The organism is Acidovorax sp. SUPP1855, from assembly GCF_030158955.1.
In the GTDB taxonomy this organism is placed as follows: Bacteria; Pseudomonadota; Gammaproteobacteria; order Burkholderiales; family Burkholderiaceae_C; genus Paracidovorax.
In genome coordinates, this window is sequence record NZ_BQXI01000020.1 from 12,248 (window position 1) to 31,503 (window position 19,256).

At 69.6% G+C, this 19,256-nt stretch carries 15 protein-coding genes; 7 read left to right on the forward strand and 8 right to left on the reverse strand.

Translation table 11 applies throughout. The features are described from left to right. Positions 1 to 129: 129 nt before the first annotated feature. The 4 genes from AVMA1855_RS17020 to AVMA1855_RS17035 all read right to left on the reverse strand — a co-directional run bounded on the left by AVMA1855_RS17020 (position 130) and on the right by AVMA1855_RS17035 (position 3,241). Positions 130 to 390, reverse strand: a complete 261-nt coding sequence (locus AVMA1855_RS17020; protein WP_284405358.1) for a hypothetical protein — start codon at positions 388 to 390, stop codon at positions 130 to 132. A gap of 123 nt (positions 391 to 513) precedes the next feature. Continuing rightward, entirely contained in the window at positions 514 to 966 is a 453-nt protein-coding gene (locus AVMA1855_RS17025; protein ID WP_284426616.1) for an META domain-containing protein, read from the reverse strand. Positions 967 to 1,018: 52 nt separating this feature from the next. Continuing rightward, on the reverse strand, positions 1,019 to 2,533 hold the full coding sequence (locus AVMA1855_RS17030; protein ID WP_284426617.1) for a lyase family protein: 1,515 nt from the start codon (positions 2,531 to 2,533) through the stop codon (positions 1,019 to 1,021). A 225-nt stretch (positions 2,534 to 2,758) separates the two neighbouring features. Next, complete coding sequence (locus AVMA1855_RS17035) at positions 2,759 to 3,241, reverse strand: DUF2127 domain-containing protein (protein ID WP_284426618.1); 483 nt, start codon at positions 3,239 to 3,241, stop codon at positions 2,759 to 2,761. Between the two features lie 245 nt (positions 3,242 to 3,486). Here AVMA1855_RS17035 and AVMA1855_RS17040 point away from each other — a divergent pair, with 245 nt between their 5' ends. The 3 genes from AVMA1855_RS17040 to AVMA1855_RS17050 all read left to right on the forward strand — a co-directional run bounded on the left by AVMA1855_RS17040 (position 3,487) and on the right by AVMA1855_RS17050 (position 7,881). Next, positions 3,487 to 3,870, forward strand: a complete 384-nt coding sequence (locus AVMA1855_RS17040; protein WP_284393284.1) for a DUF2946 family protein — start codon at positions 3,487 to 3,489, stop codon at positions 3,868 to 3,870. A gap of 187 nt (positions 3,871 to 4,057) precedes the next feature. Further along, complete coding sequence (locus tag AVMA1855_RS17045; RefSeq protein WP_502870344.1) at positions 4,058 to 6,325, forward strand: TonB-dependent receptor; 2,268 nt, start codon at positions 4,058 to 4,060, stop codon at positions 6,323 to 6,325. A gap of 20 nt (positions 6,326 to 6,345) precedes the next feature. Continuing rightward, positions 6,346 to 7,881, forward strand: coding sequence for a PepSY domain-containing protein (locus tag AVMA1855_RS17050; protein ID WP_284426619.1), 1,536 nt, complete (start codon positions 6,346 to 6,348; stop codon positions 7,879 to 7,881). 145 nt (positions 7,882 to 8,026) lie between these two features. Here AVMA1855_RS17050 and AVMA1855_RS17055 read toward each other — a convergent pair whose 3' ends face one another. The 4 genes from AVMA1855_RS17055 to AVMA1855_RS17070 form a co-directional block, all read right to left on the reverse strand. Beyond that, positions 8,027 to 9,427, reverse strand: coding sequence for a phospholipase D-like domain-containing protein (locus AVMA1855_RS17055; RefSeq protein ID WP_284426620.1), 1,401 nt, complete (start codon positions 9,425 to 9,427; stop codon positions 8,027 to 8,029). Further along, on the reverse strand, positions 9,424 to 10,914 hold the full coding sequence (locus AVMA1855_RS17060; protein WP_502870346.1) for an ATP-binding protein: 1,491 nt from the start codon (positions 10,912 to 10,914) through the stop codon (positions 9,424 to 9,426). The genes AVMA1855_RS17055 and AVMA1855_RS17060 overlap by 4 nt, the downstream gene beginning before the upstream one ends. Next, on the reverse strand, positions 10,914 to 11,573 hold the full coding sequence (locus tag AVMA1855_RS17065) for a response regulator transcription factor (protein WP_272565085.1): 660 nt from the start codon (positions 11,571 to 11,573) through the stop codon (positions 10,914 to 10,916). The genes AVMA1855_RS17060 and AVMA1855_RS17065 overlap by 1 nt, the downstream gene beginning before the upstream one ends. Before the next feature lie 166 nt (positions 11,574 to 11,739). After that, the gene (locus tag AVMA1855_RS17070; protein WP_284426622.1) at positions 11,740 to 13,269 is read right to left on the reverse strand and encodes a DegQ family serine endoprotease; all 1,530 of its coding nucleotides are present in this window, start codon (positions 13,267 to 13,269) and stop codon (positions 11,740 to 11,742) included. A gap of 248 nt (positions 13,270 to 13,517) precedes the next feature. On the opposite strand from AVMA1855_RS17070, the gene AVMA1855_RS17075 reads away from it, so the two are divergent. The 4 genes from AVMA1855_RS17075 to cas7c are packed head-to-tail and all read left to right on the forward strand — an operon-like array spanning position 13,518 to position 19,240. Continuing rightward, the gene (locus AVMA1855_RS17075) at positions 13,518 to 15,806 is read left to right on the forward strand and encodes a CRISPR-associated endonuclease Cas3'' (RefSeq protein ID WP_284426623.1); all 2,289 of its coding nucleotides are present in this window, start codon (positions 13,518 to 13,520) and stop codon (positions 15,804 to 15,806) included. 52 nt (positions 15,807 to 15,858) lie between these two features. Next, complete coding sequence (cas5c, locus tag AVMA1855_RS17080; protein WP_272565088.1) at positions 15,859 to 16,533, forward strand: type I-C CRISPR-associated protein Cas5c; 675 nt, start codon at positions 15,859 to 15,861, stop codon at positions 16,531 to 16,533. Beyond that, the gene (gene cas8c / locus AVMA1855_RS17085) at positions 16,530 to 18,362 is read left to right on the forward strand and encodes a type I-C CRISPR-associated protein Cas8c/Csd1 (protein ID WP_284426624.1); all 1,833 of its coding nucleotides are present in this window, start codon (positions 16,530 to 16,532) and stop codon (positions 18,360 to 18,362) included. Before cas5c ends, cas8c begins: the two co-directional genes overlap by 4 nt. Then, a complete protein-coding gene (gene cas7c, locus AVMA1855_RS17090; protein WP_284426625.1) occupies positions 18,359 to 19,240 on the forward strand; it encodes a type I-C CRISPR-associated protein Cas7/Csd2 in 882 nt (293 codons plus the stop codon). Before cas8c ends, cas7c begins: the two co-directional genes overlap by 4 nt. Positions 19,241 to 19,256 lie beyond the last annotated feature (16 nt).

Genomic DNA, 19,256 nt, shown 5'->3' on the forward strand with positions numbered 1-19,256 from the left:
GCGCCAGCCAGCCCTCGATCACCCGGGGCAGACCGCCGACGGTGAGGGGACGCAGCGCATGGCAGCGAGTCGGAGTTTCCAGGGACGGTCGGTTCAAGGCATGCGGGGTCAGCGCCCGCATACCGCGTCTCAGCGGCTGAGCATCGCCACGACCGCGACGATGCCGAGCACCACCACCGCCACCGCCCGCGCGGCCCAGCCGCCCAGGCTGGCGGCGGTCATCCCGGCAATGCCGGCTTTCACGGTACCGGCGTGGCGGCCCTCGTGGGTGCCGGATTCAAAGGCAGAGCGCCTGCTGATGGCGGGTGCCTGCGGATGGCCGCAGCCGGGGCAAGCGGTCGCCTGATCGGAAATCTGCCGGTTGCATTCGGGGCATGGAACGAGTGCCATGGGTTTTCTTCTCCTGGTGCATGGATGGAATGGTAGCCACAACCACCTGCGGCCGTCGCACCATAGCCCGGCCCTTGCCCCCGACTGTTTCGAAATGCGTCGAAGCCGCAGGCACCGGCCTCGTCACGGCAAGCCTTGCAGTTCCCAACGGCTGCCATCGGCAAAAGACAGCCTGAGTCTCAAGGTGCCACCGGCTGCGGTGTACAGGCTGTATCGGCGAATTTGCGACAACTGCCGATGGGCCCAGGCCTCCATCTGCATCAGGGGCTGATCGTCGCACGCAGCCATCGTCTGGAAAACGGGCTCGGCACGAATGCCGCCATCCTCGGCCCACCACCGGTATCGGAATGTCGACCCGTTGCACACGCGCAGGCCGAAAAGCCCGGCACCTGGAAAGCTCAACCGCACCGATGGGCCGGAATTGCCCATGCCGGTCCTTGGCCAATCGTGCCGCTCTGTGCCATCAGGGCCGAAGATCGAGACCAGTCCCCATTCAGCGGTATCCAGCGTGCCGAGGTAGAAGCTTTCGCGCGCTGGCTCTGGCTCCCGCTGAGGGGGCTGCTGTGGCGAGGCCATCGCGCCACTCGCTATCAGAGCGAGCGCGGCACCAGCGATGAGCGCGAGCACCCTAGCGGGCCCCGCCCAACTTCTCGAAATCCGCATCCAGCCGCGCCAGCGACGCCGCGATCTGCGCGCGCCGGGCCTTGATCCAGCCGTCCTGCTCGGCCACGCGCTGGGAGGCCTCGCGCAGCATGCGGTCCATTTCGGCGGGCTGCGGGCCGCCGGCGGTCTGGCGGTTCCTGACGATCGCCACGGGGTCGAGCGTGGAACGGAACTCGGCCTCGGACAGGGGCAGCACCTGTGCAAACTCCGTTCCCTTCACCGTCTCGGCGTAGATGCGTTGCGCCTGCGCATACGGAAACGCGAGGGGCCGGATGTCCTTGGCCTTGGCGTATTCCACGACCTCCGAGGCGAAATGGTGGCCGACGCGGAAAGGCAGCTTGTATTGGCGCATCAGCACGTCGGCCAGTTCCTGCGAGGCGGTCCAGTCGCTGTTGAGCTCCTCCAGCGCACGCTGGGGATCGATCACCAGGTTGTTGAGGATGCGCGTCCAGTTGTTCAGTACGCCGGCCGCCGCCTGCACCATCGCGGCGTTGGTGCGGACCTCCTTGGGGTCGCTCATGCCGGGGGGGATGTTGTGCGCCTGCAATGCGGGGCCCATGCCCAGGTTGAGCGCGGTGGAAGCGTCGCGGCGGGTGCTGTTGAGCAGGCCGGGATTGCGCTTTTGCGGCATGGCGCTGGAGACATACGTGTTGCCGCCGCCTTCCTGCAGCAGGATCCAGGGGCGCGGCTGGGCGTATTGGGTCATCACGTCTTCGATGAAGCTGCCGGCATGCAGGGCGATGGCCATGACGATGGCGCCGGCCTCCACGGGCTGGTCCACGGCGGAGATCTGCGCGGCGTCGTACGCGTTGTCCACCGTGGCGGAAAAGCCCAGGTAGTCCGCCATGCGCTGGCGGTTCAATGGCCAGCTGGTGCCGTTGAGCACCGTGGTGCCCATGGGTGAGCGGTCCATGCGGGCATAGGCTTCGCGGATGCGCTGGGCGTCGCGCTCCAGCCCGGCGGCGATGCCCAGCAGATAGTGGCCGTAGCTGTTGGGCTGGGCGGCCACGCCGTTGGTGTAGTTGGGCACCACGGTGGCCCGGTGCTTGCCGGCGAGTTCGATCAGGGTGGCGGTGGTTTGGCTGAGCGCCTCGGCCAGGTGGAGCATTTCATCGCGCAGGATGGCGGACCGCGCGGTGGCCAGCATGTCCTGGCTCGATCGGCCGGCGTGCAGCAGCGTGATCTGGGGTCCGGCGGCCTCGATCAGCAACGGCTCGAAGGTGATGACCAATGAGGGCCGCTTGCCACCCGGCTTGTCGCCGTTGGCCAGCACCTGGGTGATGCCTTTGTAGACGAGGGGTGACAGCGATGGGTCGAGCAGGCCTTCGTCGGTGTTGATGACGGCGGTGGCCTTGTTGATCTCGCCGAGCCAGAAGAAATCGTCGTGCTTTTTGGCAGGGGTCTGGGCGCCCGCGTGGGGCACGAGGGCCGCCAGGGAAAGGGCGGCGGCAATGGCGAGTCGGGTGGGTTTCATGGGCATGGCCTGTTGTCTCTGTAATGGGTTTGTTCCACCGGCGCAGGCGGCCGTGGCGATGATGGGCGCGCTGGGTCCGTGCTCAATACACGCCGTAGCGGTACGCAAAGTACAGGGCGGCGAGGGTGCCGACGACGGCGAGGACGGTCATTGCTTTGCGCATGGGAACTCCGCGGGGGAAAAGGCCATGGTAGCCGCCCCGGCGCCGCCACCCGCCACCCGCCATCGGCGTCAGCGGCCGTGCAGGCCCTGCGGCGCACTGCCAGGCCGCGCAGCGCGCCGCTGCAGCAGCGCCCGCACCATCACCCCCACCACCAGCGCGTTGACCACGAAAATGCCTGCGTGCAGCGCATTGCTGTGGTGCAGGAAGCCGATGAACTCGAACGGCAGGTAGATCGCCCCGCTGCCCGCCGCCAGCACCTCGGCCCAGGGGCGTTCCTTGAACAGGCCGTATGCCTCCACCAGCCGCAGCGCGGCATACGCGGCAGCGCCCAGGGCCAGCAGCATGAGCCGGGAGTCCTGCACGTTGCGGGCCGCGTCCAGAAAAATCTGCGGGTATCTGGCCGCGGGATTGAGGTGCGCATGCTCGATGAGCCGCACCGCGATGGCGTAGATGTCCCGGTGCGCCAGCGACAGCAGCCCGGTGGCGGCGGCCAGGACGAGCAGGCCCTTGAAAGCTTCGAGGAACGCGACGAGACGGACGGCCTGGTTCATGGAAAACGCCTCCCACGCGAACGGCGCGGATGGATGCATGGTGAATGGGTGACGAAAGGCGGACGGGCGCCAGGCCGATTGTCGGTCCTGCCAACACCCGCGCCGCCGACCCCACCTCGCAGCCGGGGCCCCGGCCTACAATCCGGCGGCCCGCCACGACGATCCGATGGCGCTGCTCCACGAACGCGGATCTGAGTCAAAAAGGCCTCCAGCGCAATCAACCTCCCGGCATAGTGCTATCAAAAATGAAGCAACCGACTTCCATCGCCCTGCTGCACGCCCTGCGTGCGCTGCGCCGTTGGGTGTTGATGGGCTTCATGGCGGCGATGGCGGTGGCCACGGCCTCGCCGCTGGTGCATGCGCGGGCGATGGAGTGGGTCTGCTCCACGTCCGGCATGGTCAAGGTCTATGTGCAGACCGACGACGGGCCGGTGGAGATGGGGCAGACGGCCATGGACTGCCCCCTGTGCATTCCCCACGGCGCGCCGCCCCCGGTGGTGGCAGTGCAAACCCTGCCGCAGCCGCTGCCGCTCGGGCATGCGATGCAGGCCATTGCGGCGGCGCGCATCGCAGCCGCCACCGCCGCGCCATTGCCTGCGCGCGGGCCCCCGGTCTTTCAGCACGCCTGAGCCTCGCCGGCTCCCTGCGTTCGCCGCAGCGCGGCCATCCGCCCGTGGGCGGGTGACTGCCGCCCCGCGCGAACGTATTTCCCATCCCCTTTGCTGATCCGGCCTGCCGGGCGCACTGCCGTACCGCCGCCACTGCGCGGCGGGCGGCGCGTGCCGGGTGCGGGCGATCCGCGTGCTGATCGATGCCATGACCACGACTTCCTTTTTTTCCTCCGCCCTGCCCGCGCCACCACTGCAGCCGCAGCCGATTTCGGCCCGAACACCGCGCAAGGCACGCTCACCGCTGGCCCACGCGATGCTGGCGGCGCTGGCCGGCTTCGGGCCCGCCGCCGCCCCGGCGCAGGACGCGCCCCTGTCGTCCGTGCCCACGCTGGCGCCGGTGACCGTCTCGGGCACGCCGGCCGAGCCCCTGGGCCGGCTGAACCTGGACACCCCGGCCGAGACCGGCAGCCGCCTGGGCCTGACGCCGCGCGAGACGCCCGCCTCAGTCACCGTGGTGGACCGCGCCGCCATCGAAGCCCGCGGCGCGCAGGACACGCAGGAGATCCTGCGGGCGATCCCCGGCGTGACCGCGCACAACGCGCCGGGCTCGATGGCGGCCAGCTACCGCGGCTTCAGCAACAACTCGGTCACGCAGCTGTACAACGGCATCACGGTGCAGTACGGCAGCGCCACGCGCGCGGTGGACAGCTGGATCTACGACCGGGTGGAAGCCGTCGGCGGCGCCTCGAGCTTCCTGTACGGCGCGGGGGCGGTGGGCGGCTCGCTCAACTACATCACCAAGACGCCCGACCGCAGCGGCGACTTCGCGGAAGGCCGGCTGCGCGCGGGCTCGTACGGGCTCAAGGAAGCCTCGGCGGGCCTCAATCGCCGCATCGCGGGGCCGCAGGACGGCGGCGCAGGGCCGAGCCACTTCGCGCGCATCGACGTGAACCACCGCGATGCCGGCAGCTGGACCACGGGCACGCAGACCCGGTCCACGCAGCTGGCCGCATCGCTGCTGTCCGACCTGGGCGGCGGCTTCACGCACCTGCTGGCGTACGAGTACCAGAAGGACGCGGTGGACCGCCCCTACTGGGGCACGCCGGTGCTCAACCCCGCCGTGGGCGCGCTGCGCATCGATCCCGGGACGCGCTTTGCCAACTACAACAGCAGCGACGGCATGTACGCCCACCGCGTGCATTGGCTGCGCTCGGTGGCGCAGTGGCGCGTGTCCGACGCCCTGCAATGGCGCAACACGCTCTATGCCTACGACGCGCTGCGCGACTACCGCAACGTGGAGACCTACCAGTACAACGCGGCCAACACCCTGGTCTCGCGCGGCAGCGCTTATTTGCAGCGGCACGACCAGCAACTGGTGGGCAACCGCACCGAGGCCACCTGGCACGGCACGCTGGCCGGCCGGCCGAGCGACTGGGCCTTCGGCCTGGACGTGAGCGTGAACCGGCAGACGCGCTTTCCCAACAGCCTGGCCGGCACGGTGAGCACGGTGGACCCGTACCGCTTCACGACCGAGCGGTTTTTCGACATTCCCGGAATGGCCCCCGGCTTTCGCGCCGACCGCGACAACCGCGTGCAGACCACCGCGGTGTTCGTGGAGAACCGCACGGCCCTGGTGCCCGGCGTGAACCTGGTGACGGCGCTGCGGCAGGAGCGCATCGCGCTGGACCTGACCAACCGCCGCGCCGTCACCGCCACCAGCCCCGCCACGTTCGAGCGCAGCTACACGCCCACCACCGGCCGCCTGGGCGTGGTGTGGGACGTGGCCCCCGGCGCCAACGTGTACGCTCAGTACGCCACGGCGAGCGACCCGCCGTCGGGCTCGCTGTCCACGGCTTCGTTCGCCGACGTGGCCAACAACAGCGCGCTCACCACGGGCCGGCAGCTGGAAGCAGGCGCCAAGTTCGACTTCTGGGGCGGACGGGGCACGGCCACGGTGGCGGCGTTCCAGATCACGCGGCGCAACATCGCCTCGCAGGACCCCAACAACCCCGCCTTCACCGTGCTGGTGGGCGAGCAGTCGTCGCGCGGCGCAGAGGTCGCCGTGGGCCTGCGCCTGACCGACCGCTGGCAGCTGCAGGCCAACGCGATGCGCACCCGCGCCCGCTATGAGCAGTTCGTGCAGGGCGGCGTGTCGCTGGCCAGCCGCACGCCCATCAACACGCCCGAGAGCGTGGCCAACCTGTGGCTGGGCTACGCGGTCACGCCCGCGCTGCAGGCCACGGCGGGCGTGCGGCGTGTGGGGCGCATCTATGCGGACGCGGCCAACACGCAGTATTGGCCCTCGTACACGCTGCTGGACCTGGGGCTGTCGTGGAAGCTCTCGCCCACCGCCACGCTCTCGGGCCACCTGCGCAACGCCACCGACCGCATCGATGCGGCCGAAGCGCGCAGCGCGCAGGTGTACCTGGGCGCACCGCGCACGGTGGACGTGTCGCTGCAGGTGGCGTTCTGACCGCCGACGGGAAACGCACCATGGACTGGACCCGCCCTGTGCGCGCCAAGCGCTGGCTGTTTCTCACCCACCGCTGGCTGGGGGTGCTGCTGTGCGGCTTCTTCGCGATGTGGTTCGTCTCCGGCATCGTGATGATGTACGTGGGCTACCCCCAGCTCACCGAGGCCGAGCGCACCGCCCACCTGCCGCCGCTGGGCAGCGGCACGGGCCTGCGGGAGCCCGACGCCGCGCTGGCGCCCGCCGGCCTGGCGCTGGTGCCGCTGGCCGAGCTGCGCCTGGCGGTGGCCAGCGGCGGGCGCGCGGTGTACCTGGTCCGGCCCGAAGGGGCGCCGCCCCGCTCGCCCGCCACGGTGATCGACGCGGCGACGGGCGAGGTGCTGCGCGCGGTGGATGCGCCACGCGCGCTGGCCAGCGCCGCGGCCTGGGCCGGCCCCGGCGTGGCCGCAGATTACGAAGGCACGCTGCAGGAAGATGCGTTCACCCATTCGCGCGGGCTGGACATGCACCGGCCGCTGCACCGCGTGCGGCTGCACGATGCGGACGGCACCGTGCTCTACGTGTCCGGCACCACGGGCGAGGTGGTGCGCGATGCGCCGCGCACCGAGCGCCTGTGGGGCTACGTGGGCACGTGGATCCACTGGCTCTACCCGCTGCGGGGCAACGCGCTGCAGCCCTACTGGAGCGCCACGGTGAACACGCTCGCCGTGGCCGGCACGCTGGCGGCGCTGGCCGGCACCGTCGTGGGCCTGCAGCGCTGGCGCTTTCGCGGGCGCTACCGCAGCGGCGCGCGCACGCCCTACCCCACGCCCGCGATGCGCTGGCACCATGCGCTGGGACTGGTGTTTTCAGCGGCGACCATCGCGTGGATCTTCAGCGGCTTCATGTCGATGAACCCGTGGAAGCTGTTCGACAGCGGCGCGCCGCCGCTGAATCTGGCGGCGCTGCAGGGCGGGCCGCTGGCCGTGGGCCCGCCGCAGGGCCCGCACCCGCCCGCGGCCTCGCTGGCCGCGCTGCTCACCCCGACCGGCGGCACCACGCGCGAACTGCGCTGGGTGCGCGCCACGGGCCGCACGCTGGTGCTGGCGCAGCCCGCCCAGGGCGCGCCCGAGGTGCTCGATGCCGCCACGGCCGCGACCACTGCCATCGACGCCGCCGCGCTGCGCGAGGCCATCGCCCGCCTGGTGGCGGCGCCCCTGGTGCGCGTGGACACGCTGGCGCACTACGACCTGTACTACTACGCCCGCGCGCCCCACACCATGACGGGTGCGCCCGCCAAACCCCTGCCGGTGCTGCGCGCGGTGTTCGCCGACGAACACGCCACCTGGGTGCACGTGGACCCGCTCACCGGCGCCGTGCTGGGCCGCCTGGATGGCCACCGCCGCGCCAGCCGCTGGCTCTTCGCCATGCTGCACAGCTGGGACTGGGTGCCGCTGCTGGAGCGGCGCCCGCTGTGGGACGCGGTGATGCTGGTGCTGGGCCTGGGGGGCGCGGCCTTGAGCGCCACGGGCATGGTGATCGGCTGGCGGCGGCTGCGGCGCAAGGCGGGCCGGGCGTGAGCGCAAGACCGGCCGGCCCGGGCGCCGGCCGGGCGGTTTCGATACAAAAACCGCCTCATGCCCTAGTACTCATTGCCGATGAAGCTATAAAAACAATAGCAAAACACCGCTGCGCGGGAGCCCCCGCGCCGGGCGACCGGCCGTCCTACAGCTGAAAGCCCACCGCCCGCACCACGCCCTCGCCGATGTCGCGCGGCCAGGACGGGCGCCGGGGCACATAGGGCCGCGCCAGGGCGATCTGGCGCGCGCACCAGTCCGAGAGCCACTGCACCTCGGCCGGGCCGTAGAAGGCCGTCATCGCCTCGTAGTTGAGGAACAGGCTGCGCGCGTCGAGGTTGAGCGAGCCGGACAGGGCCAGGTCGTCGTCGATCAGCACGGCCTTGGCGTGGACCATGCCCGGTGCGAGCCACACCTCGGCGCCGGCCTGGGCCAGTTCGCGCAGGGCGCGCTCGCGGGCCCAGTCGGCCAGGCGGTGGTTGGAGCGCCAGGGCACCAGCAGGCTCACGCGCACGCCGCGGCGGCAGGCCATGCACCAGGCGTCCAGCAGCGCATCGTCGGGCACGAAATACGGTGTCACCGCCACGATGCGCTCCTGCGCGTGGTAGGCGCCGGCCAGCAGCAGGGCATGCACGGTGTCGTCGGCGTGGTCCGGTCCGCTGGGCACCCACTGGGCCAACGGGCCATCGGGCGGGCCCGGCGGCAGCGGCTGGGGCAGCGCGGCGCGCACCAGGCGGCCGCTCGCGGTGCTCCAGTCGGCCTCGAACTGCGCGGCGGCCTGCAGGGCCAGGGGGCCGTGCACCTCGTAGCTCAGGTCGATCCAGGCCGGGTGGCCGGGCTGGTCGAGGAAGTACTCGCAGGCCAGGTTGCGTCCGCCGCTCCACAGCCGCTCGCCGTCGGCCACCACCAGCTTGCGGTGGTTGCGCAGGTTGGTGCGCCCGCGCATCGGGTTGTGCAGCATGGGCATGAAGCGGCGCACCTGCACGCCCTGCGCCTGCAGCGTTTTCACCAGCGCGCCGGGCGTGGCCAGGCTGCCCACCGCGTCCAGCAGCAGCCGCACGGCGACGCCGCGCTGCGCGCATTCGCCCAGGGCCCGCGCAACCTGCCGGCCCACCGGGTCTTCGCCGAAGACGAAGGTGCACACGTCCAGCCGGTGCCCCGCCGAGGCGATGGTCGCGAGCAGCGTGCGCAGGGCCTGCGTGCCGTCGGCGTGCAGCACGACGCGCGCGTTGCGCACGGCCGGCTCCAGCTCCATGCTGGCCAGCAGCCGCGCGGCCCAGGGCGGGCCGGCGGGCTGCGCGGCGGCCGCGGCGGTCTCCTGCTGCGCCTTGCGGGGGCGGCGCAGGGGCCGCGCGAACTTGCGGGCGCCGAACAGCACGAACAGCGGCACCGCCACGTACGGAAAGGCCACGATGGCCAGCACCCAGGCCACCGCGGCGGAGGGGTGGCGCCGCTGGCGCCCGATGCGCGTGCCCATCACGTAGATCAGCAGGCCCACCGCCACGAACACCGCGTGGCCCAGGCCCGACAGGATGGCGAAGCCGGTCAAGCGCCGTCCCCGGCCGATGGCGCCTGCGGGGCCGGCGCGGAGGGTGCGGCCCCCGCCAGCGCATCGAACCGCACCGACACCCGCAAGCCCCCCAGGCGCGGCGAGCCCTCCAGGGCAACCTGCGCCTGGTGCATGCGCGCGATGGACTGCACGATCGCCAGCCCCAGCCCGCTGCCCGGCACCTGCGCACCGCCCTCGGCCGCCTGCGGCGCGCGGTAGAACCGGCCCAGCACGCGTTCGCGGTCGCCTTCGCCGATGCCCGGGCCGCTGTCGTCCACCACCAGGGTGACGTCGCCGCCCGGTTCCGCGCCGTTCGCGGGCGCATCCGCGATCACATGCACGTCCACCACGCCGCCGTCGGGCGTGTACTTGACCGCGTTGTCCACCAGGTTGCGCAGCAGGATGCGCAGGGCCTCGGCATGGCCCGCGATGGGGGTGGCATCCGCCCGGGCCAGGCCCAGGTCGATGCCGCGCTGCTGGGCGGCGGGCGCCGCATCGGCCACGGCCTGCAGCGCCAGGTCGGCCAGCACCACGGGCTGCGCGGGCGCCCCGGCGGCCACGCTGGATTCCTGCCGCGCCAGGGCCAGCAACTGCTCCACCAGCCGCGTGGCCCGGTCGATGCCGGCCGACAGGCGGGCCACGGCCACGCCGCGCGCCTCGGCATCGGGCGCGCGCAGCAGCCCCTGTGCCTGCAGCTTGAGCGCGGCCAGGGGCGAGCGCAGCTCGTGCGCCGCATCGGCGACGAAGTGCTGCTGCGCCTCGAAAGCCCGCTGCACCCGCGCGAACAGCAGGTTCAGTTCGTCCACCAGCGGCTGCACCTCGGCGGGCAGCGCATCGCCGTCGACGGGCGAGAGGTCGTCCGCCTGGCGCTGCGCCACCTCGCGGCGCACGCGCTCCACCGGCGCGAGCGAGCCGCTCACCACCCACCACACGGCCAGCGCCAGCAGCGGTGCCATGAGCGCGATGGGCCCGGCCGTGCGCAAGGCCAGGTCGCGCGCCATCGCCTTGCGCACGGCCATGTCCTGCGCCACCTGAATGACCTGGGAGCGCGTCTGCACCGAAAACACGCGGTAGGTGGTGCCGTGCGCCTTCACCTTGGAAAAGCCCAGCACCGCGCGCTGCGGCAGGGCAGCGCCCACGGCGGACTCGAACACGCGCAAGCCTTCGGCCGACCAGACCTGCACGACGAACTCGTAGTTCTCGTCGTCGTGCACCAGCGGTCCGGGCGCGTTGGCCGGCACCTCCGGCAGGCCGGGCCGCAGGGCCATCGCCATCTGCTCCATGTGGTAGTCGAAGATCTCGTCGGCCTCGGACAGCGCCGAGCGGTACGACAGGAGAATCTGCAGCAGCGCCGTGCACACGATCGCCGCCAGCAGGAACCACAGCAGCCGCGCGCGCAGCGAATGCGCCGGTGCGCCCGCGCGCGGCGCCGGCCCGCCGGGGCCCGGGGGCTGGCTGTGGGGCGGGTCCTGGGCGGCGGGCGGCATCATGCCTTGGGCACCATGTAGCCCACGCCGCGCACGTTCAGCACCAGCTCGGCGCCCAGCTTCTTGCGCAGGCCGTGCACATACACCTCCACGGCGTTGCTGCTGATCTCGTCCTTCCAGCCGTAGAGCTTTTCCTCGAGCTGGGTGCGCGACAGCACCATGCCCGGGCGCGCCAGCAGCGGCTCCAGCACGGCCCATTCGCGCGCCGACAGCACCACGGGCGCGCCGTTCACCGTCACTTCGCGCGTGGCCGGCAAAATCCGCACGCCCTTGTGCTCGTAGGCCGGCTCGGCCCGCCCGGCCGCGCGCCGCGTGAGGGCGCGGATGCGGGCCAGCAGTTCGTCGAGTTCGTAGGGCTTGAGCACGTAGTCGTCGGCGCCGGCGTCCAGCCCCTCCACGCGCTGGGCCAGCGCATCGCGCGCGGTGGCCACCAGCACCGGGGTGCGGTCCTTGCGCGCGCGCAGGTCGCGCAGCACCGCCAGGCCGTCGCGCCGGGGCAGGCCCAGGTCCAGCAGCACGAGGTCGTAGGTCTGCGTGCGCAGGGCGGTATCGGCCATCTCGCCGTCGCGCACCCAGTCCACCGCGTAATGCTCGGCGCGCAGCAGATCGTGCACGGCCTCTCCGATCATGGTGTCGTCTTCCACGAGCAGCAGGCGCATGGGGCGGCCCTCCTCTTCTTTTCAGGTCTCAAACGCCACCGCGCCGGCGGCGGCTGCGGCAATCGCAGCGCCAGCGGCGCGGGTGCGTGGGGGTTGCGAACAGGCGGCGGCGTCCATGGCCGCCAAGCATAGCGGCTGGCCCAATGCCGCCGCGCAGGACGGGGCTTCAGCCCAGCGGCACCGGCACGAAGATCTTGTCGCCGTCGCGCTGGATCAGCAGGGCCACCGACTTGCCCGCCTTGGCCATCGCCTCGCGCACCTGCTCCACGCCCCGCGCCGGCGTGCCGTTGATGGCCAGCAGCACGTCGCCGGGCTGCACGCCGGCCAGGGCGGCGGGGCCGCGGGCATCCTCCACCAGCAGGCCGCCGTCCACGCCGGCATCGCGACGCTCCTGCGGCTGCAGGGGCCGCAGCGCCAGGCCCAGCCGGCCCTTGCCGCTCGACTTTTCCGAACTGGCGATCTTGGTGGCCTTCTCGCTCGCATCGCCCAGCGTGGCGGTGAACTCCTCGCGCTTGCCATGGCGCCACACCTCCAGCCGCGCCTGCGTGCCGGGCGCCGCCTGGCCCACGATGGCCGGCAGGTCGCCCGAGGCCACGATGGGCTGCCCGTTCACGCTGCGGATCACGTCGCCCGACTTCAGGCCCGCCTTGTCGGCCGGGCCGCCCTCTTCCACGCCGGCCACCAGCGCCCCTTCGGGCTTGTCGAGCTGGAACGAATCGGCAAAGGCCTGGTTCACCTCCTGCACCGAGACGCCCAGGCGCGCGTGGCTGGCCTTGCCCGTGGCCAGGATCTGGTCCTTGACCTTGGCGGCCACCTCGATCGGGATGGAGAACGACACGCCCTGGTAGCCGCCCGAGCGGCTGTAGATCTGCGAATTGATGCCCACCACCTCGCCGCGCGCATTGAACAGCGGGCCGCCCGAGTTGCCGGGGTTCACCGCCACGTCGGTCTGGATGAAGGGCACGTAGCTGTCGTCGGGCAGCGAGCGCCCCTTGGCGCTCACCACGCCGGCCGTCACGCTGTTTTCGAAGCCGAAGGGCGAACCGATGGCCAGCACCCACTCGCCCACCGCCAGGTTGCGCGTGCTGCCCAGCTGCACCACAGGCAGGTCCTTCGCGTCGATCTTGAGCACCGCGATGTCGGTCTTGGGGTCGGAGCCCAGCACCTTGGCCCGGAACTCGCGCCGGTCGGTCAGCTTCACGGTGACCATGTTGGCGCCCTTGACCACGTGGGCGTTGGTGAGGATCACGCCATCGGCGCTCACGATGAAGCCCGATCCCTCGCCCCGCGTGGGCACCTCGCGCTGGCGGCCGGGGGCCTGCAGGCCGGGCGGCACCATGCCGAAACGGCGGAAGAACTCGAACATCGGATCGTTGGGGTCGATGCCCTGCGCGCCGCTGCGCGGGTGGGCCGCGGTCTCGTCATCGTCGTCGTCCGAATCGGTCATGGACGTCTTGGTGGTACCGCTCACGCTGATGTTGACCACCGCCGGACCGTTGCGCACGGTGATCTGCGCGAAGTCCGGCGCCGTCACGCCGCCCGTGTACGGCATGGCCGCCGGCTGCACAGCGGCGGGCGGCACGGCGGCGCGGCTGGAATGCATGTTGGTCACCAGCCCCGCGCCGGTGGCCCCGATGGCGCCGGCAGTGAGCAGGGCCAGGGTCAGGCGGCGGGGGGTCGATAGAACGGAGTTCATGGCAGTCCTTTCGTTGGGTCGTTGCATGGGGGGCAGTTTGGGCAACGAGACTTAGGTGTGGCTTAGGGGCATCCGGGGGCTGGCGACGCAGGCCCGGTTGCGGCGCAGTTCAGTCGTTGGACGTGACCGAGAAGGCGCACCAAAGGGAAATCCCGCAGGCAGCCCGCCACACACAACCGCCACAATGCCTCCGCCGACAGCTCATCCATAAAGGACTGCGGCCACCGATCCAAAGGGAGGACAAACCATTGAACGACCCAGAGCAAGGCACTGGCACGCCGCGCTTTTATGCGCATTCCACCGGCAGCGCGGACCGGGAAGGCTGGCAGCCCCTGCCGGACCATCTGCACGCCGTGGGCCGAGGGGCCGGAGAATTCGCGGCTGTTTTCGGCGGTGAGGCGCTGGCCCGGGTGATCGGTCATCTGCACGACCTGGGCAAGTACACCGAGCCCTTTCAGGAAAGGCTGCGCGGCAGTCCGCTGCGTGTGGACCACTCCACCTGGGGGGCACGCATCGCGCAGGAGCGCCTGGGGGACATGGGGCAACTGCTGGCCTACGGCATTGCCGGCCACCATGCAGGGCTGGCCAATGGGCAGGGCGAGGGCGAGCGCACGGCCCTGGCCGACCGGCTGTCGTCCGACCTGCCGGCGCTGCACCCCGCCTGGGAACAGGATATCCCCTTGCCCGCTCGCCTCGGGGTGCCTGCGGGCTTCAAGCCCTACAGCGGCCAGGGCCGCCAGCAGGCCAAGGACCGGTATCCGTTCCAGCTGGCGTTTCTCGCCCGCATGCTGTTCTCGTGCCTGGTGGATGCCGACTTCCTCGATACCGAGGCGTTCTACCACCTCGCTGAAAAACGCCCCGACCTGCGCCGTGGCGGCGGCGCGCCGCCCACGCTCGTGGCGCTGCGCGAGCAGCTCGACCACTTCCTGGGCCAGTTCCAGCCCGATAGCGGCGTGAACCGCCTGCGTGCCGACATCCTGCGCCATGTGCGGGGCCAGGCGGAGCAGGAGCCAGGATTGTTTTCGCTCACGGTGCCCACGGGGGGCGGCAAGACGCTGGCATCGCTGGCGTTCGCGCTTGACCACGCCATTCGCCACGGGCTGCAGCGCGTGATCTTCGTGATCCCGTTCACCAGCATCGTCGAGCAGAACGCCGCCGTGTTCCGCAAGGCACTGGGCCCGCTGGGCGAGGCGGCCGTGCTGGAGCACCACAGCGCCTTCGTGGAACAGCCGCCCCCGCGCAATGACCCCGAGAAGTACCAGTCGGTCCAGAAGCTGCGGCTGGCCATGGAGAACTGGGATGCTCCCATCGTCGTCACCACCGCTGTGCAGTTCTTCGAAAGCCTGTTCGCGGCCAAGCCCTCGCAGTGCCGCAAGCTGCACCACATCGCGGGCAGCGTGGTGATCCTGGACGAGGCGCAGACCATGCCGCTGCAGTTGCTGCGGCCCTGCGTGGCCGCCATCGATGAGCTGGCCCGCAACTACCGCACGAGCGTGGTGCTGTGCACGGCCACGCAGCCCGCCCTGGAGGCGCCGGCGTTCGAAGGCGGGCTCACGGGCGTGCGCGAGCTGGCGCCGGAGCCGGACAGGCTGTTCCGCCAGCTCGAACGCGTGCGGGTGCGGCATGTGGGCACGCTGAGCGACGAGGCGCTGGCCGCCGAGATGCGCTCGCGCAAACAGGTGCTGTGCATCGTCAACAACCGCCGCCATGCGAGGGCCGTGTACCAGGCCATGGCCGATCTGCCCGGCGCACGCCACCTGACCACGCTGATGTGCGCCAAACACCGCAGCGCCGTGCTGGCCGAGGTGCGGCAGATGCTCAAGGCTGGAGAGACATGCCGGGTGGTGAGCACGAGCTTGATCGAAGCCGGCGTGGATGTGGACTTCCCTACCGTGCTGCGCGCCGAAGCGGGCCTGGACTCCATCGCCCAGGCGGCAGGCCGCTGCAACCGCGAAGGCGGCAGGCCCCTGGACGCCAGCGACGTGCGGGTGTTTGCCAACGCCAACGAAGACTGGGCCCCGCCGCCTGAACTGAAGCAATACGCCCAGGCCGCCCGCGAAGTGCTGCGTCAGAACGCAGGCGACCCTTTGTCGCCCGAGGCCATCGGCCGCTACTTCGCCCTGTTGTATTGGCAAAAGGGAGGCGATGCGCTCGACAAACCCGACCTCATGGGCCTGCTGCGCGAAAGCCGCATCGACAGCCTTCCCATGGAAACGCTGGCCACGAAATTCCGCATGATCGACAGCGTGCAGATGCCGGTGATCGTGCCGTATGACGACGATGCCAAAGGCTTTCTGCGCGACCTGGAGCACGCCGAAGGCAGCGTCGGCCTCGCGCGCAAGCTGCAGCCCTATCTGGTGCAACTGCCACGCCAGGGCTTCGAGGCGCTCTACAACGCGGGCGCGGTCATTCCTGTCGCGCCTCAAAAATGGGGCGACCAGTTCATGGTGCTCGCCCATGACGGCCTCTACGACCCGCAATTTGGATTGAGCTGGGATCACCCGGCATTCATCCGCACCGAACACCTGAACTGGTAAGCCCGCTGTAGGGGCGGCCAGCGATGATCCAATGAAACAACCGGGAGGGCCCATGGGATATGGAGTGAAGCTCAAGGTCTGGGGCGAACGCGCTTGCTTTACGCGCCCCGAAATGAAGGTGGAACGCGTCTCCTACGACGTCATCACCCCCTCCGCCGCGCGCGGCATTCTCGATGCGATCCATTGGAAGCCGGCGATCCGATGGCACGTCGACCGCATCCATGTGCTGAAACCCATCCGCTTCGAATCCATCCGGCGCAACGAAGTGGGCGGCAAGCTCTCCCCCGCCAGCGTGACCAAGGCCATGAAGGCCGGCGACACCGCGGGGCTGGTGAACTACGTCGATGAAGACCGGCAGCAGCGCGCCGCCACCATCCTGCGCGACGTGGCCTATGTGATCGAAGCGCACTTCGATCTCACCCCCAAGGCCGGTGCCGAGGACTCGGTCGGCAAGCACCTGGACATCTTCAACCGCCGCGCACGCAAGGGGCAGTGCTTTCAGCAGCCCTGCATGGGCGTGCGGGAGTTTCCGGCGAACTTCCAGCTGATCGAAGACGGCGACCCCATCCCCGAGAAGCACGAAAGCCTGCAGGAGGCGCGCGACCTGGGCTGGACGCTGCACGACATCGATTTCGACCGGGGCATGTCGCCCCGCTTCTTCCGCGCACAGATGGCGGACGGCGTGATCGAGGTGCCGCCCTGGCACAGCGAAGAGGTCAAGGCATGATCCTGCAGGCCCTCAACACCTACTACCAGCGCCTGCTGGCGCGCGGCGAAGAGGGGCTCTCGCCCTTCGGCTACAGCCCCGAGAAGATCAGCTACGAGATTCTGCTGGCACCTGATGGGCGCGTGGTGGATGTGAACGACATCCGCGACACCTCCGGGAAAAAACTGGTTGCAAGAACACTGATTGCGCCACAGCCTGCCAAGCGAACTGCAGATATCAAATCCAACTTTCTTTGGGACAAAACCAGTTATGTGCTCGGCGTCAGCGCCACAAGCAAGCGCGCCGGTGAAGAACACCAAGCATTCAAGCTGCTACATCAAGAATCTCTGAGCAACACCAGAGACGCAGGATTAAGGGCACTTTTGCAATTTCTTGCGGCTTGGACCCCTGATTACTTCACAACTCCGATGTTCAGCGACGAGATGCTGGATGCCAACTTCGTGTTTCGGTTGGACGGTGAGACCACTTATTTGCATGAGCGCCCAGCATCAAAGATTGTGCGAGCCGAGCTGTTGGCTAAAGAAGAGGGCGCCACTCCAATGGTCGCAACCTGCTTGGTTTCAGGCGAACGCCTTGGCATCGCCCGTTTGCACCCAGCAATCAAAGGAGTGAATGGTGCCCAAACTTCGGGGGCGAACATCGTGTCGTTCAATCCGGAGAATGCTGCTTTCAGTTCGTATGGCAAGGTACAAGGAGAGAACGCACCGGTATCCAATCAGGCCGCCTTTGCCTACACCACCGTGCTCAACCACCTGCTGCGGCGCGGCGAGCACAACCGCCAGCGCATCCAGATCGGCGATGCGAGCGTGGTGTTTTGGGCGGAGGCGGACGATGCCGATCAGGCGCAGGAAGCCGAACTGACGTTCGAGTCGCTGCTCAACGCGCCGCCGGACGACTCCCAGGAAGCGGCCCGGGTGCGTGAGGTGCTGGAGCAGATCGCCAAGGGACGCCCCTTGAGCGAACTGAATCCAAAGCTGCAGGACGGTACGCGCATGTTCGTGCTGGGGCTGGCTCCGAACGCCTCGCGCATCTCCATCCGCTTCTGGGAGACGGGCACGCTGGGCATGTTGGCCCAACGCCTGGCCCAGCACGCGCAGGACTTTCGGATCGAACCCGTTCCCTGGAAGACCGCGCCGGCCACGCGCCGCGTCATTCTTGCGACGGTACCGAACCGCGAAGGCGCCATGCCCAAGATGGACGATGCCTTCAACAACCTGGCCGGCGAATTCATGCGCTCGGTGCTGAGCGGCCGGCCCTACCCGCGCAGCCTGCTGGCCAACACCCTCATGCGCATCCGCTCGGACGGCAACCTGTCAGGCCTGCGCGCGGCGATCTGCAAAGGCATCCTGGCCCGGGAGAAGCGGCTGGGCATCCACACACACATCCACAAGGAGGAGGTTCCCGTGAGTCTCGACAAGCAATCCGAAAACCCAGGCTACCGGCTGGGCCGCCTGTTCGCTGTGCTGGAAGCGGTGCAGCGCAGCGCGCTCGGCGGCCAGGTCAATGCCACCATCCGCGACCGGTATTACGGCGCGGCATCGGCCACGCCGGCATCCGTCTTTCCAGTGCTGCTGCGCAATACGCAGAACCACCTGGGCAAGCTGCGCAAGGACAAGCCGGGCCTGGCCGTGAACCTGGAAAAAGACATCCGCGAAATCGTCGATGGCCTGGGGGAGCAGTTCCCGCGCAGCCTGCGCATCGAGGACCAGGGCCGCTTCGCCATCGGGTACTACCACCAGTCCCAAAGCCGTTTCACCAAAGGCGGCACGGAGGCCGAACAAGACACCGCAGATTCCAACACCGACAACACCGAGGGAGCCGCCGCATGACCGCCATTGCCCACCGCTACGAGTTCGTCTACCTTTTCGACATCACCAACGGCAACCCCAATGGCGATCCAGACGCCGGCAACCTGCCGCGCCTGGACCCCGAGACCAACCGGGGCCTGGTGACCGACGTATGCCTGAAGCGCAAGATCCGCAACTTCGTCAGCCTGGACAAACCAGCCGACGAGGGCTATGCCATCTACATGCAGGAAAAGGCCGTGCTCAACAACCAGCACCGCAAAGCCTACGATGCCCAGTCGCTGAAACCTGAAGACAAGAAGCTGCCCAAGGAAGAAGAGAAAGCACGCGCCATCACGCAATGGATGTGCAATAACTTCTTCGACGTACGCACCTTCGGCGCGGTGATGACCACGGGTGTCAACGCGGGCCAGGTGCGCGGGCCGGTGCAGATGGCGTTCGCCACCTCCATCGACCCCGTGGTGCCGCTAGAGATTTCGATCACCCGCATGGCCGTGACCACCGAGAAGGAGGCCGAGGCGCAGAGCGGCGACAACCGCACCATGGGTCGAAAGCACATCATTCCCTACGGGCTGTACCGCGCGCACGGTTTTGTTTCGGCCAAGCTGGCCGAGCGCACGGGCTTTTCCGACGCAGACCTGGAGCTGTTCTGGCGCGCGCTCATCAACATGTTCGAACACGACCGCTCGGCCGCACGCGGCGAAATGGCGGCACGCAAGCTGATCGTGTTCGAGCATGAAAGCGCCATGGGCAATGCACCAGCGCATGTGCTGTTCGATGCCGTCCGGATCACACCGGCACAGGCCGATGCAGACAGCGCTCCACGCCGGTTCGCGGATTACCGCGTGGAGATCGACCGAGCGGCCATTCCTTCGGGCGTGGCCGTTCGTGAGCTGATCTAGCGCGGCTTCGCACGCC

Bases quoted from the DNA above. Each gene is read 5' to 3' on its own strand.
- AVMA1855_RS17050 (WP_284426619.1), top strand. From the start codon at position 6,346: ATGGACTGGACCCGCCCTGTGCGCGCCAAGCGCTGGCTGTTTCTCACC.
- AVMA1855_RS17040 (WP_284393284.1), top strand. From the start codon at position 3,487: ATGAAGCAACCGACTTCCATCGCCCTGCTGCACGCCCTGCGTGCGCTG.
- AVMA1855_RS17025 (WP_284426616.1), bottom strand. From the start codon at position 966: ATGGCCTCGCCACAGCAGCCCCCTCAGCGGGAGCCAGAGCCAGCGCGC.
- AVMA1855_RS17035 (WP_284426618.1), bottom strand. From the start codon at position 3,241: ATGAACCAGGCCGTCCGTCTCGTCGCGTTCCTCGAAGCTTTCAAGGGC.
- AVMA1855_RS17065 (WP_272565085.1), bottom strand. From the start codon at position 11,573: ATGCGCCTGCTGCTCGTGGAAGACGACACCATGATCGGAGAGGCCGTG.
- cas7c (WP_284426625.1), top strand. From the start codon at position 18,359: ATGACCGCCATTGCCCACCGCTACGAGTTCGTCTACCTTTTCGACATC.
- cas8c (WP_284426624.1), top strand. From the start codon at position 16,530: ATGATCCTGCAGGCCCTCAACACCTACTACCAGCGCCTGCTGGCGCGC.
- AVMA1855_RS17020 (WP_284405358.1), bottom strand. From the start codon at position 390: ATGGCACTCGTTCCATGCCCCGAATGCAACCGGCAGATTTCCGATCAG.
- cas5c (WP_272565088.1), top strand. From the start codon at position 15,859: ATGGGATATGGAGTGAAGCTCAAGGTCTGGGGCGAACGCGCTTGCTTT.
- AVMA1855_RS17045 (WP_502870344.1), top strand. From the start codon at position 4,058: ATGACCACGACTTCCTTTTTTTCCTCCGCCCTGCCCGCGCCACCACTG.
- AVMA1855_RS17070 (WP_284426622.1), bottom strand. From the start codon at position 13,269: ATGAACTCCGTTCTATCGACCCCCCGCCGCCTGACCCTGGCCCTGCTC.
- AVMA1855_RS17030 (WP_284426617.1), bottom strand. From the start codon at position 2,533: ATGCCCATGAAACCCACCCGACTCGCCATTGCCGCCGCCCTTTCCCTG.
- AVMA1855_RS17060 (WP_502870346.1), bottom strand. From the start codon at position 10,914: ATGCCGCCCGCCGCCCAGGACCCGCCCCACAGCCAGCCCCCGGGCCCC.